This window comes from Aeromonas sp. S13(2024) (assembly GCF_041402405.1).
Taxonomy (GTDB): Bacteria; Pseudomonadota; Gammaproteobacteria; order Enterobacterales; family Aeromonadaceae; genus Aeromonas; species Aeromonas veronii.
Map to the genome: position 1 here is coordinate 133,625 of NZ_JBGLRA010000001.1, position 13,510 is coordinate 147,134.

The following is a 13,510-nucleotide window of genomic DNA, read 5'->3' on the forward strand; positions in this document are numbered from 1 at the left end:
GTTATTCCCTCGCCAGTGCGACAACAGGGTCGAGCCGCGCCGCATTGCGTGCCGGCAGGTAACCAAACAGGATCCCGATGAGTGACGAGCAGCCAAAGGCCATCAGGATGGAGAAGAGCGAGAACTGCATCTTGATGGAGTCCACCAGCAGTGAAAAGAGTGCGCCAATGCCTAGCGAGAGGCCGACGCCGAAGATCCCCCCCAGCAGGCTCACCATCACAGCTTCAATCAGGAATTGCTGCAGGATATCCGACTGGCGGGCGCCCACGGCCATGCGAATGCCGATCTCGCGGGTGCGCTCGACCACTGACACCAGCATGATGTTCATCACGCCCACCCCGCCGACGATCAGCGAGATCACCGCGATGGCCGAGACCATCAGGGTCATGGTGGCGGTGGTTTTCTCCACCGATTTGATGATGCTGTCGCTGCTGAAGGTGAAGAAATCCTTCACCCCGTGGCGCTTGGTGATCAGCTCGATCACCGCCTGTTCGGCCAGTGCCGGTTGTACCCCGTCTTTGACCCGGATGGTGATCTGGCTGAAGTGGTGCTGCGAGATGAGACGACTCATCACCGCGCTGTAGGGCAGCCAGATATTGACCGACTGGCTGGTGGGGCCGAAGCCGGTCTCCTGCGAAACTACACCGACAATCCGCACCGGCAAGGTGCCGACCAGTACCACCTTGCCGACCGGATCCTCCTTGCCAAGCAGGCTGGTGATACTCTTCTTGTCCACCACGGCAACGGCGGCACGCTGCTGGATATCTTGCCACTCCAGTAAGCGACCACTGACCAGCGTCATCCCCTTCACCTTGAAATAGTCGTTACCGACCCCGGTCACGTTGCCGCTGTTGGTCTTGTTGCGGTAGCGCAACTGCCCTGAGCTGCCGATCTCGGGGCTGGCGCCCGCAAGATAGGGCTGCCCCAGCAGGGCATCGAGATCCCCCTTGTTGAGGGTCTGGATGCTGGCCATCTTCTCATCGCCCCATCCTTTACCCGGGAAGATTTCGATGGTGTTGGTGCCCATCGCATTGATCTGGTCGATCACCTTAGCGCGCGCCCCTTGACCAAGAGCGACCACGCTCACCACTGCGGCGATACCGATGATGATGCCGAGCATGGTGAGGAAGGTGCGCATCCGGTGGGCGAGCATGGCATGCATCGCCATCCGTCCCGCTTCCCGATAACGATCCCAGTCGTGACCCATGGCGCCTTTAGTGGGAGCTATTTTTTGAGCGGCTACAGCGGTGGCTGGGGCCAACACGGCCGTTTGGCTGGGGCCGCTATCTTGTTCAATCCGACCATCTTTGAGAGTGATGATACGGTCGGCATGGCTGGCCACGTTCATATCGTGGGTGACCAGAATGATGGTGTGGCCCTGAGCGTGCAGCTCCTTGAGGATCGCCATCACCTCCTTGCCGCTCTGGCTATCCAGTGCGCCGGTCGGTTCATCGGCGAGGATCACTTCGCCGCCATTGGCCAGCGCCCGGGCGATACTGACCCGCTGCTGCTGACCGCCGGAGAGCTGGCCCGGGGTATGGTGGCTGCGATCGGCCAGCCCCAGTCTGTCCAGCAGCTGACGCGCGCGCGCCTGGCGATCCGGGCGGCTGGTACCGGCATAGACAGCTGGAATCTCCACGTTGGCGGCGGCATCGAGATGGGGCAGCAGGTGGTAGCGCTGAAAGATAAAGCCGAAGTGGTGGCAGCGCAGCCGGGCCAGCGCCAACGCATCCATGGTGGCGGTGTCCTGACCGCGAAACAGGTACTGGCCGCCGCTCGGGCTATCGAGACAACCCAGCAGGTTCATCAGGGTCGACTTGCCAGAGCCGGACGCGCCGACAATGGCGATCATCTCTCCTGCCGTGATGGTGAGGTCAAGAGGGTGGAGCACGGTGACTTCGCTGTCGCCGCTCTGGTAGCGTCGCTCGACCCCTTTCAGCTGGATCAACGGCAGCTGGTTCAGGGGCTCACTCATAGCATCACCGCCATCTCATCATTGTCGGCGGGGGCTCCGTGATTGAGCTGCACCTCCTCCTTCTCACTCAGCCCGCTGATCACCTCAATGCGGATCTCGTCCTTCATACCGGTCTTGATATGGCGGGTTTCGGTTGTCTCATCGTCCTTGATCACGGTGACTTCATACTCGTTGTCACCCAGCGACTTGCCGAGGGCGGTTTGCGGCACAGTGAGCACCTGCTTGCGCTCGCCGAGCACTATGGTCACCTGGGTGGTCATTGCCACTCGCAGGGTATGATCGGGATTGGGCACATCGAACAGGGCGTAGTAGTAAACGGCCGCATTGTTGGTGGTGGTGCCTGTGGTGGCCTGATCGTTGATGTTGGTAGGCGCTAACTCCACGGCGCGAAGCGTACCCTGATAGCGGGTATCCGGATCGCCGATCAGGGTGAAGTAGACCGGCATGCCGGCTTTGACCTTGGTGACATCGGCTTCGGAGATCTGAGCCTTGACTGTCATGGTCTCGAGGTTGGCCAGCTTGAGCACGGTCGGCACCGTCTGGCTGGCAGCCAAGGTCTGGCCCTGACGGGTCACAATGCTGATGACGGTGCCATCCATCGGCGCCAGGATCTTGGTGTAGCCCAGCTCGGTCTTGGCCCGATCAACCTTGATCAGGGCGTTGTCGATATTGGCCTGACTGTTTTGCAGTTCGGCGCGGGTGACCGCCAGCAGGGCCTCGGCACTCTCCAGATCGGCCCGTGAGCTCGCCTCCTGCTTGAACATCTGCTGCTGGCGCCGCCAGGCGAGCTCGTTCTGTTTGAGTTGTGCCTGCTTGATCTTGAGCTGGGCGCGGTTGCTGGCAAGCTCCGCCTCGGCCGTCTTGAGGTTGTTCTGGGCAATCAGGGGATCGATCTCGGCCAGCAGGTCTCCCTGCTTGACCTGATCACCAGCCTCGACGGCCAGCTTGGTAACCTGACCGGAGACTTGTGCCCCCACATCCACCTGCTCCACGGCCTGCAGCACACCACTGGCCAGCACGGTCTGGGCAATATCCTCGCGGGTCACTTGAGCGGTTAGCATCGCCTTGGGTGGTTGACTGGGCCAGAGCAGCCAGCCGAGGAGCACCCCGGCGATCAACATGGTGATGGCCAGGGTTCTCTGCTTGGGGGTTATGTTCATCGATCACCTGAATGGAAACGGAAAAGGTTGTGCGCGGCGATTATCCTGCAGCAAAGCCCTGATAAATAACAGCCGCAAATATGTAAGCAAAGTTATGGCGTTAACTGTCAATAAGCAGTGAAAGGCGTACGTGAGAGACCGCAGTGGTGAGCAAGATGGTCAGCAAGAGGGGGGAGTGCGACTGGTGGTGGCGATGAAAAAGCCCTGGGCAGAGGCAGGGCTTTGGAATAGGTGATGGCGAGGGAGGATCAGGCCTTGGCCAGCAGATCCATCACCCAGGGCAGACCCTGCTTCTTGCGGCTGACAAAGCCCGGGTGGTAGCTGGACTCGGCCGGTACTTTGGCGTGCTCGGTAAAGTAGATACGGCTGGCTGCGGCCGTCAGGTCAGTCACCATCAGCACGAAGAAGTCGAGCCCTTCGCTCTCCACGCGCAGGGCCATCTCCTGCTGCAGGGTTTCGATCTGGTCGGCAAGCTGTTGTTCGCTGCCCACTTCAATCTGGCTCATGATGAAGTTCAGACCTTCGGCTTGGAATGCCTTCTCATCCTGCTGCAGCAGTTGAGCCGGAGTCAGGCCGCTCAGGTCGGTTTTCGCCATCAGCAGCTGTTGGCCGAACTCGGCCAGCGATACTTCGGCCAGCGGTGCAAGACGCTCGCAGGCGATCTTGTCCTGCTCGGTGGTGGTGGGCGAGGTGAGACAGAGGGTGTCGCTCATGATGGCACCCAGCATCAGGCGAGCCTGGCTGCGGGTTACAGTGCCTTGCTGGCTCAGCAGATCGAAGGCGATGGTGCAGGTGCAGCCGACAGCCCGGATCCAGGCATCCAGCGGAGACTGGGTGACCAGAGTGCCGAGACGGTGGTGATCCACCAGACCCAGTACATTGGCTTGTGCCAGTGTGGCAGGGCCCTGTTCCAGATCACTGAAATCCACCAGCCAGACATCTTCACCGGTCAGATCTTTGGTCAGCAACTCGGGTTCGCTGACGCCAGCCTGCTCCAGAATAAAACGGGTTTCAGTGCGCAGGTCACCCAGACTCCATGGGGTGGCCTGACGGCCCTGGCCATTGAGCCAGTCGGTGATAACCAGCGCACTGCAGATACTGTCGCTATCAGGATTCTTGTGACCAAAAACGTGGATCATAGACAAAGCCTCACAATTGGATACCCATAAAGGGGGGCAACACTATGCGAAATCCGCCACATGAAGGCAACCGGATCCACGCCCATGTTGCTGCCAGCTTCGCCTAACTCGCCATTTTATTGATCTGGGTCGGTAATCCTGACGCGAGTTCGGTGCTCACAGCTGGCTATTGGCTATTGCTGACTGTGGAGGCTATGGCGCTCGCCTGTGCCTGCGAAGTCAGCATGTTCGGTCAGCCCTGTCAGTCGCCATCGCTGCAAATCGGCGTTTTGGCCTGATTCAACGGCGCAGCAGCTCGCGGGCATTGGCTAGGGTGTTGTCGGTGATCTGGTCGCCACCGAGCAGGCGTGCCAGCTCATTGAGGCGGGCATTCTGGTCGAGTGCATCCATCCGGGTTTCGGTGGTTTTGCCATCGGTATGCTTGCTCACCACCATATGCTGGTGGCCGTTGCCTGCCACCTGAGGCAAGTGAGTGACCACCATCACCTGAGTGGACTCCCCGAGCTGGCGCAGCAGGCGCCCCACCACGGCGGCAGTCGGGCCGCTGATCCCCACATCCACTTCGTCGAAAATCAGGGTCGGGGTGGAGACCTTGCGAGCGCTGATCACCACGATGGCGAGACTGATGCGCGACAGTTCACCGCCGGAGGCCACCTTGCCAAGCGGTTGGATCGGTTGGCCTGGGTTGGTGGTGACCATAAATTCCACCCGATCTATACCCAGCGGAGAGAGGCTGCTCTGGGCATCGGGGCGCACCTCGATGGCAAAGCGGCCATCGGGCATCGCCAGTTCGTGCATGCTGCTGGTTACCTTGGCGCCCAGCTCCTGGGCGTAACGCTGACGGCTCTGGCTCAGGGCCTCGGCGGCCTGGACAAAAGCCTGACGGGCCTCGGCCAGCTCATCCTCCATCCCCTCTAACCGCTCTTCGTCAGAGTTGAGGCGGGCGAGATCCGAGGCCAGCTCCTGATGGTACTGAGCCAGATCTGCCGGTTTGACGTGGTGCTTGCGGGCCAGATTGATTGCCTTGGAGAGGCGAGCTTCCAGCTCGTTGAACCGCTCGGGATCCAGCTCCAGCCGATCGAGATAGCTGCGCAGCTCGCTGTGGCTCTCCTGCACCCCGATCAGTGCTTCGTTCAGCATCTCCAGTACCGGGGTGAGGCGGCTGTCCATGCTGACCAGCCCCTCGGCCCGATCGACGGCCGATTGCAGCAGGCCAGCGATAGTGGTCTCTTCGTTGTCATAGAGCAGATCGAGGCAAGCGCCGCACTCTTGCATCAGCTCTGTGCCGTTGGCGAGACGCTGGTGCTCTTCTTCTATCTCTTCGAACTCCCCTGGTTGCAGGGCAAATTCGTCCAGCTCCTGCACCTGATACTCGATCAGTTGGCGGCGGGCCTCTCGCTGCTGCTGCTCGGCCTTGAGCCGGTTCAGTTCGTTTTGCAGTTGGCGCCACTGCTGATAGTGCTGGCGCACCTCGTCGAGCAGCAGATGGTGACCGGCATAACCGTCGAGCAGAGCGAGCTGGTAGTCGGGTTTGAGCAGCATCTGGTGGGCATGTTGACCGTGCACGTTGACCAGCAGCTGGCCCAGATTCTTGAGCTGGGTGAGGGGGACGGGCACGCCGTTGATATAGCTGCGTGAGCGCCCCTCGGCGGAGATGACTCGCCGGACGATACACTCACCTTCGTTTTCCAGTTCGTTGGTGGCGAGCCAGGCGCGGGCGGCCGGGTTGTTGTCCAGCAGGAAGCGGGCGCTGACCTCGCTTTTGTCGCTATCGGGTCGCACCATGCCGGCTTCGGCCCGTTCTCCGAGGCAGAGACCGAGAGCGTCGATGGCGATGGATTTACCGGCGCCGGTCTCACCTGTGATGCAGGTCATGCCCGGTTGCAGATCGAGTTCGAGAAACTTGACGATGGCGAAGTTGTTGACGGTCAGCTGGGTCAGCATGGTCTCATCCTGTATAGGTCAACATTACTGTGTATGCATCCAGTATATACTGGTCTTATATACAGTAAAGAGGGCGCCGTCATTTTTAACGCAGGAAAGCCGCGCCAGTGTGGTATCGCTATGAAAATGCGGTACTGACTATTGGTACGCGGTACGGGTATGAGAGTGCAGGCGACGTTGCCACGACAGAAAAGAGAAGGGCGCCAATTCAGGCACCCTCTCTGGCAATGCCGTTGTCGGTCAGCGCCGATTAAAACAGCTTGCTGCCCCAGCCGAGCTTGTTGCGCAGCACGTGGAAGTAGCTGTAGTCGAGCGGATGCACCAGATGAAGCTGATGGTGGCTCTTCTTGATAAGGATCTCGTCCCCCGGGTGGACCGCCAGGGTCACCTGGCCATCACAGCTGACCTGCATGGCATCGTCCTGATTATCCGGCGAGACCAGCAGCCGTACTTCGCTGTCGGCATCGAGCACGATGGGGCGACTGCTGAGGGTATGCGGGAACATGGGCACCAGCGTGATGGCGTTGAGCTTGGGGGTGAGGATGGCGCCGCCCGCTGACAGGGAGTAGGCGGTGGAGCCGGTCGGGGTGGCGACTATGATGCCGTCCGAACGCTGGCTATACATAAAGCTGCCATCGATATAGACCTCGAACTCGATCATGTGGGCGATCTTGCCCGGGTGCAGCACCGCCTCGTTGACCGCAAGATTGCTCGACTTGCGCTCGCCGTGGCGATAGACCGAGGCCTCCAGCAGGAAGCGGTGTTCGCTCTTGTAGTGGCCGGACAGCACCTGCTCCAGCGGCAGCAGATAATCCTGCGGCGAGAGATCGGTCAGAAAGCCGAGGTTGCCCCGGTTGACCCCGATCACCGCCACATCGAAGCGCGACAGCACCCGCGCCGCCCCCAGCATGTTGCCGTCACCGCCGACCACGATGGCGAGATCGGCCTGCTGACCGAGCTGCACCAGATCCATCACGTTTTCATCGAGGATGCTCAGGGTCTGGGCGACCCGGCTCTCCACCAGAACCCGAAAGCCGCGGGCGGTCAGGTATTGATGCAGGCCGGTCAGCGTCTGGTTGGCCCCCTCATGGTGGGGTTTGCCAATCAGGGCGATGGTTTTGAACGGAGAATCCATAGTCAGTCAGATCTGGGATGGGTATTGCGGGCCAGTATACAGTGCTTTGCTCCGCTTGTGACGCTCTCCCGTGTGACGGGGGTGGCTATCCCCTTGAGGCTACTGGTTAAACGGTGAGCGGTAACCCGGATAAACCGACGGTTGCGGCTATTCAGCAACCCTGATTGCCCTTTACCCCTTGAAAGCCGGGGATGCATCCCCATAATAGCGCCGACATAGTCGGTCTGTGGTCGTCCGGTCGCTCAACCAGACGTCAGGGCCCTCATAAGTAACCCCGGAATTGGAGATGTCATGAACCACGAAGAGCAAAAGGTTGAAGCGATGGAGCAAGTGGAAGCCCAGCCAGTCGAGCCGACCGATGTAGACAGTGAAGTGACAGCCGAGCAGGCCCGTATTGCCGAACTGGAAGCACAGCTGGAAACTGCCATCCAAAAAGCGGCGGAAGAGCGTGAACGCGCCCTGCGTACCGCCGCCGAGATGGAGAACCTGCGTCGTCGTACCGAGCTGGATGTGGAGAAGGCGCACAAGTTTGCTCTGGAGAAGTTCGCCAACGAACTGCTGCCGGTGCTGGATAACCTTGAGCGAGCCATCGAACTGGCCGACAAGGAGAACGAAGCCCTCAAGCCGATGATTGAAGGTGTCGAGCTGACCCTGAAATCCATGCAGAGCGGCGTGGCCAAGTTTGGTCTGGTAGCGCTCGACCCGATCAACCAGCCGTTTGACCCCAACGCCCATCAGGCGATGAGCATGGTACCGAGTGCCGATGTGGCGCCGAACACCGTGATCGCCGTAATGCAGAAGGGCTATGACCTCAACGGTCGGGTGATCCGTCCGGCCATGGTGATGATCGCCAAAGCGGTCGACTGATTGGCTGTGGGTGCCCGAGCCCGCCCCGTGGCGGGCTTTTTGTTTCGCAGTGCAGCACCTGTTCATCTTGCCCGGTTTTACGGCTCAACGTGACCGCGCAACCATGACAAAGGGTGTGGTTTTTTAGGGTTGGGGCTTGAAGCTGCGTCTGGCGACCCCATATAGGTAGCAAGGCCGCGGCGGCACAAAAAAATTGATGCCGGGAGCTTGAAAGCCAGATTGGCAGCCCCCACCTAGCCGTTAACGCATTAAGGCGAGTTCCTCGCCAGTTTATTCAAAGTATTTGGAGATTCGTCAAATGGGTAAAATCATCGGTATTGACCTGGGTACTACCAACTCCTGCGTCGCTATTCTGGATGGCGACACTGCTCGCGTGATCGAGAACGCAGAAGGCGATCGTACTACTCCGTCCATCATTGCCTATGCCGATGATGGCGAGATCCTGGTTGGTCAGCCGGCCAAGCGTCAGGCCATCACCAACCCGAAAAACACCCTGTTCGCCATCAAGCGTCTGATCGGTCGTCGTTTTGAAGATGAAGAAGTGCAGCGTGACCTGAAAATCATGCCGTACGCCATCGCCAAAGCTGACAACGGCGACGCCTGGGTTGAAGTGAAGGGCAAGAAAATGGCACCGCCGCAGATCTCTGCCGAAGTGCTGAAAAAGATGAAGAAGACCGCCGAAGACTATCTGGGTGAGCCGGTAACCGAAGCCGTTATCACTGTTCCGGCCTACTTCAACGACGCCCAGCGTCAGGCTACCAAGGATGCCGGTCGCATCGCCGGTCTGGATGTAAAACGCATCATCAACGAACCGACTGCTGCTGCATTCGCTTACGGCGTGAACAAGGTCAAGGGCGAGCGCAAGGTTGCCGTATATGACCTGGGTGGCGGTACTTTCGATATCTCCATCATCGAGATCGACGAAGTGGAAGGCGAAACCACCTTCGAAGTACTGGCGACCAACGGTAACACCCACCTGGGGGGGGAAGACTTCGACAACCGCGTCATCAACTATCTGGTAGACGAGTTCAAGCGTGAGCAGGGCATCGACCTGCGCAACGACCAGCTGGCTCTGCAGCGTCTGAAAGATGCCGCCGAGAAAGCCAAGATCGAGCTCTCTTCTGCCCAGCAGACCGACGTCAACCTGCCGTACATCACTGCAGATGCCACCGGTCCGAAGCACATGAACATCAAGGTGACCCGCGCCAAGCTGGAATCCCTGGTAGAAGACATGGTGAAGGACTCTCTGGAGCCGGTTCGTGTTGCCCTGAAAGACTCCGGTCTGGCAGTTGGCGAGATCGACGACGTGATTCTGGTTGGTGGTCAGACCCGTATGCCGCTGGTTCAGAAGACCGTTGCCGAGTTCTTTGGCAAAGAGCCGCGTAAAGACGTTAACCCGGACGAAGCCGTGGCCATGGGTGCTGCCATCCAGGGCGCCGTACTGTCCGGTGACAAGACTGACGTACTGCTGCTGGACGTCACCCCGCTCTCCCTGGGTATCGAAACCATGGGTAGCGTGATGACTGCGCTGATCGAGAAGAACACCACCATCCCGACCAAGAAGTCCCAGGTGTTCTCCACTGCCGAAGACAACCAGTCTGCCGTGACCATTCACGTGCTGCAGGGTGAGCGCAAGCGCGCCAGCGACAACAAGTCTCTGGGCCAGTTCAACCTGGAAGGCATCCGTCCGGCACCGCGCGGTCTGCCGCAGATCGAAGTGACCTTCGACATCGATGCCAACGGTATCCTGCACGTCTCTGCGAAAGACAAAGAGACCAACAAAGAGCAGAAGATCACCATCCAGGCCTCCTCTGGTCTGTCTGATGACGAGATCGAGCGCATGGTACGCGAAGCCGAAGCCAACGCGGCCGAGGACAAGAAGTTTGAAGAGCTGGTACAGGCTCGCAACCAGGCTGATGGTCTGGTCCACTCCGTACGCAAGCAGATCACCGAAGCCGGTGAAGCCCTGCCTGCCGACGACAAGACCAAGATCGAAGCTGCTCTGAGCGAGCTGGAAGCGGCCATCAAGGGTGACGACAAGGCTGCTATCGAAGCCAAACAGCAGGCTCTGCTGGAAGCGTCCCAGAAGCTGATGGAAATTGCCCAGCAGCAGGCTCAGGCCCAGGGTGCAGCCGGTGCTGATGCCGGTCAGTCCTCCTCTTCTGCCAAGGCTGACGACGACGTAGTCGACGCCGAGTTCGAAGAAGTGAAAGACGACAAGAAGTAAGCTCTACCCAGATGGGCGAAGTCCGCTTCGCCCATCGGCTTGGTCAATGAATTCACGGGCGTTGGGTAACCAACGCCCGTCTGCGTAACCACAGGATGAGTATGTCGAAGCGCGATTTCTACGAAGTACTGGGTGTGGCGAAAGATGCCGACGATCGCGAGATCAAGAAGGCGTACAAGCGCCTGGCCATGAAGTATCACCCGGATCGTAACCAGGGTGATGCCGCATCCGAAGAGAAGTTCAAAGAGGTCAAGGAAGCCTACGAGGTCCTGACCGATGCCAACCTGCGTGCCCGTTACGACCAGTACGGCCATGCCGGTGTCGACCCGAGCCAGGGTGGCGGTGGCCACGGTGGCTTTGGCGGCGGTGCCGACTTCGCCGACATGTTTGGTGACGTATTCGGTGACATCTTCGGCGGTGGCCGTGGTGGTGCCCGTCGTGGCCCGGCCCGTGGCTCCGACCTGCGTTACACCATGGAGCTGACGCTGGAAGAGGCGGTACGCGGGGTCTCCAAGGAGATCAAGGTGCCGACTCTGGTTCACTGCGAAGTCTGTAACGGCTCCGGTGCCCACACCGGCAGCAGTGCCCAGACCTGCCCGACCTGCCACGGCTCCGGCCAGGTGCAGATGCGTCAGGGCTTCTTCGCGGTGCAGCAGGCGTGTCCGCACTGTCACGGCCGCGGCAAGATCATCAAGGATCCGTGCCGCAAGTGTCACGGTGAAGGTCGCTACCAGCGCACCAAGACCCTGTCGGTGAAAATTCCGGCGGGCGTCGATACCGGCGATCGCATCCGTCTCTCCGGCGAAGGGGAGGCAGGGGAGGCAGGGGCTCCGGCAGGGGATCTCTACGTACAGGTGCACGTCAAAGAGCACGAGATCTTCGTGCGTGACGGCAACAACCTCTACTGCGAAGTGCCCATCAGCTTCACCGCAGCCGCCCTCGGTGGCGAGATTGAAGTGCCGACCCTGGATGGCCGCGTCAAGCTCAAGGTCACTCCGGAGACCCAGACCGGCAAGATGTTCCGCATGCGTGGCAAGGGCGTGAAGTCCGTGCGCTCCGGTCAGGTAGGGGATCTGATGTGCAAGGTGGTGATCGAGACGCCGGTCAACCTCACCGAGCAGCAGAAAGAGCTGCTGCGCCAGCTGGACGAGTCGTTCAGCGGTGCCGCTGCCAAGACCCACAAGCCGAAATCGGAAGGCTTCTTCGAAGGGGTGAAACGCTTCTTCGACGATCTGACCAGCTGATTTCTGCGACCCGAATAAACAGAGCCGGCCTTGTGCCGGCTCTTTTTTTGCCCGCCGTTTAGCCAGGATCCGCCCTATTGAGTGGATCCTGATGAGGGATCCTCCTCACAACTCCCGCCAATTCCTGCTGTACAAATGTTATCCCGCTCACACTGTCGCTGAAACGGTTTAGTTGCTGTATTGAGTTGGCTAAAGCGGTTTAGCTATGCTCCATCTGTCGATAACAACAGCGCCCGTCCGGGCCACAGATGACAGGTGAGGAAGATGATGATGTTCAAGAGCAAGTTGGCGCTGGCGGTAGCGCTGGGATTGGGGATGAGCAGTCCGCTGTGGGCGGCGCAGGCGAGTGTTGCAGGTGAGAGTGTCGAGGCCAGACTGGCGGCGCTGGAGGCGCGGGTACAGGCGGCCGAAGCGAGAGCCGAGGCAGCAGAGAGCCGTGCCAGTCAGGCGGAAGTGAAGGCGAGCGCGGCCAGCGAGCAGGCGCAGGTGGTCAACAACCGCAGCCAGAAGGTGGATGAGAAGACCGCTGGTGCCCAGGGCTTCGAGTTTCACGGCTATGCCCGCTCGGGCCTGTTGGTAAACAGCAATGGCAACGGTGGGCGCGGCGGCCCCTACATCACGCCAGCCGGTTCGGTGGGCGGGGCCGTCGGTCGCCTTGGCAACGAGGATGACACCTACATGGAGGCCAACCTGCTGAAAACCCAGACCTTCGAGGATGGCAGCTGGGCCCGCTACAAGCTGATGCTGGCTGACGGGGTGGAGACCAGCAACGACTGGACCGCCAGCGATTCGAGCCTCAATACCCGTCAGGTGTTTGCCGAGATCGGTAATCTGGCGAGCTTCGACGGCCCCTTCAAGAATGCGGTGCTGTGGGCGGGCAAGCGCTTTGATCGGGACAACTTTGACATCCACTGGCTTGATTCCGACGTGGTGTTCCTGGCCGGTACCGGCGGCGGTGTTTACGACGTGCAGCTGGCCGACAGCTGGAAGGCCAACTTCTCCCTCTATGGCCGCGATTACGGCGACATCAGCGCCAGCGGTCTCTCCGATATCGAGAGCTACATCCTCACCATGAACAACCGCATCGGTAACTGGCAGTGGATGGTGAACGGCCTCTCGGCCAAGGACAATGACGCCCGCATCAATGACAAGGGGGCGGGCAGCGAGGCGGCGGACAAGGGGGCACACACCCTGCTGGCCTACCACGGCGAGAGCTTCTTTGGCATCAACCCCGGTTTTGCCAAGGCGGCGGTGCTGTACGGTCATGGGCTGGGGGCCGAGGTCAAGGGGCTGGGCTCTGACAGCGAGCTGCTGGCGGACGCCGATGCAGTGCGGGTTGCCGTGTTTGGCGCCACCGATCTCAACTCGCGCTGGCGTTTTGCCCCGGCCCTGCTGGCCGAGCAGAGTCAGGATCGCTACGTGAAAGGGGACGAGTACCGCTGGCTCACCTTCAATACCCGGGTGGCGCAGGTGCTGAGCCAGAACGTCGAGCTGGTCTACGAGGCAGCCTGGCAGTACATGGATCTCGATCCCAAGGGCTACAAGGGACGCCAGGCGGTGAACGGCAACTTCACCAAGCTCACCTTCGCCCCCACCTTCAAGGCGCAGACCGCCGGTTTCTTCGAACGTCCCGAGCTGCGGGTGTTCGCCAGCTGGATGGACTGGTCCTCCGAGCTCGACAATTACGCCAGCGACGATGCCATGGGCCAGAGCAACTTCACCGCCGGTGGCGAGTGGAACTTTGGCGTACAGATGGAAACCTGGTTCTAGTTCGTTATCCCGATCACAAAAATGGCAGCCGGTGCCGAGATCTGTTGGT

General features: G+C 60.2%; 9 protein-coding genes. 4 read left to right on the plus strand and 5 right to left on the minus strand.

The genetic code is table 11. The features are described 5' to 3' along the window. Window position 1: 1 nt before the first annotated feature. The 5 genes from ACB042_RS00650 to nadK all read right to left on the minus strand — a co-directional run bounded on the left by ACB042_RS00650 (window position 2) and on the right by nadK (window position 7,353). The gene (locus ACB042_RS00650; RefSeq protein WP_371177570.1) at window positions 2-1,975 is read right to left on the minus strand and encodes a MacB family efflux pump subunit; all 1,974 of its coding nucleotides are present in this window, start codon (window positions 1,973-1,975) and stop codon (window positions 2-4) included. Next, window positions 1,972-3,135 carry a macrolide transporter subunit MacA gene (macA, locus tag ACB042_RS00655; protein ID WP_194495902.1) on the minus strand — a complete coding sequence of 388 codons (1,164 nt, stop codon included), beginning with the start codon at window positions 3,133-3,135 and terminating at the stop codon, window positions 1,972-1,974. Before macA ends, ACB042_RS00650 begins: the two co-directional genes overlap by 4 nt. 248 nt (window positions 3,136-3,383) lie before the next feature. Then, on the minus strand, window positions 3,384-4,274 hold the full coding sequence (locus ACB042_RS00660) for a manganese-dependent inorganic pyrophosphatase (protein WP_371177571.1): 891 nt from the start codon (window positions 4,272-4,274) through the stop codon (window positions 3,384-3,386). 279 nt (window positions 4,275-4,553) lie between these two features. Beyond that, on the minus strand, window positions 4,554-6,218 hold the full coding sequence (recN, locus tag ACB042_RS00665) for a DNA repair protein RecN (RefSeq protein WP_150388746.1): 1,665 nt from the start codon (window positions 6,216-6,218) through the stop codon (window positions 4,554-4,556). Between the two features lie 250 nt (window positions 6,219-6,468). Continuing rightward, window positions 6,469-7,353 carry an NAD(+) kinase gene (gene nadK, locus ACB042_RS00670; protein WP_005338038.1) on the minus strand — a complete coding sequence of 295 codons (885 nt, stop codon included), beginning with the start codon at window positions 7,351-7,353 and terminating at the stop codon, window positions 6,469-6,471. Window positions 7,354-7,644: 291 nt separating this feature from the next. Between nadK and grpE the strand changes: the two genes are divergently transcribed. From grpE to ACB042_RS00690, 4 genes are all read left to right on the plus strand, one after another. After that, entirely contained in the window at window positions 7,645-8,220 is a 576-nt protein-coding gene (grpE, locus tag ACB042_RS00675) for a nucleotide exchange factor GrpE (protein ID WP_005338036.1), read from the plus strand. Between the two features lie 298 nt (window positions 8,221-8,518). Next, entirely contained in the window at window positions 8,519-10,447 is a 1,929-nt protein-coding gene (gene dnaK, locus ACB042_RS00680; RefSeq protein ID WP_005338034.1) for a molecular chaperone DnaK, read from the plus strand. Between the two features lie 101 nt (window positions 10,448-10,548). Beyond that, entirely contained in the window at window positions 10,549-11,691 is a 1,143-nt protein-coding gene (dnaJ, locus tag ACB042_RS00685; protein WP_005338032.1) for a molecular chaperone DnaJ, read from the plus strand. Window positions 11,692-11,955: 264 nt separating this feature from the next. Continuing rightward, a complete protein-coding gene (locus ACB042_RS00690) occupies window positions 11,956-13,461 on the plus strand; it encodes a carbohydrate porin (protein WP_371177572.1) in 1,506 nt (501 codons plus the stop codon). Window positions 13,462-13,510: the final 49 nt, after the last annotated feature.

Coding starts and splice junctions, on each gene's coding strand:
- macA (WP_194495902.1), bottom strand. CDS start 3,135: ATGAACATAACCCCCAAGCAGAGAACCCTGGCCATCACCATGTTGATC.
- nadK (WP_005338038.1), bottom strand. CDS start 7,353: ATGGATTCTCCGTTCAAAACCATCGCCCTGATTGGCAAACCCCACCAT.
- dnaK (WP_005338034.1), top strand. CDS start 8,519: ATGGGTAAAATCATCGGTATTGACCTGGGTACTACCAACTCCTGCGTC.
- grpE (WP_005338036.1), top strand. CDS start 7,645: ATGAACCACGAAGAGCAAAAGGTTGAAGCGATGGAGCAAGTGGAAGCC.
- ACB042_RS00660 (WP_371177571.1), bottom strand. CDS start 4,274: ATGATCCACGTTTTTGGTCACAAGAATCCTGATAGCGACAGTATCTGC.
- ACB042_RS00690 (WP_371177572.1), top strand. CDS start 11,956: ATGATGATGTTCAAGAGCAAGTTGGCGCTGGCGGTAGCGCTGGGATTG.
- ACB042_RS00650 (WP_371177570.1), bottom strand. CDS start 1,975: ATGAGTGAGCCCCTGAACCAGCTGCCGTTGATCCAGCTGAAAGGGGTC.
- recN (WP_150388746.1), bottom strand. CDS start 6,218: ATGCTGACCCAGCTGACCGTCAACAACTTCGCCATCGTCAAGTTTCTC.
- dnaJ (WP_005338032.1), top strand. CDS start 10,549: ATGTCGAAGCGCGATTTCTACGAAGTACTGGGTGTGGCGAAAGATGCC.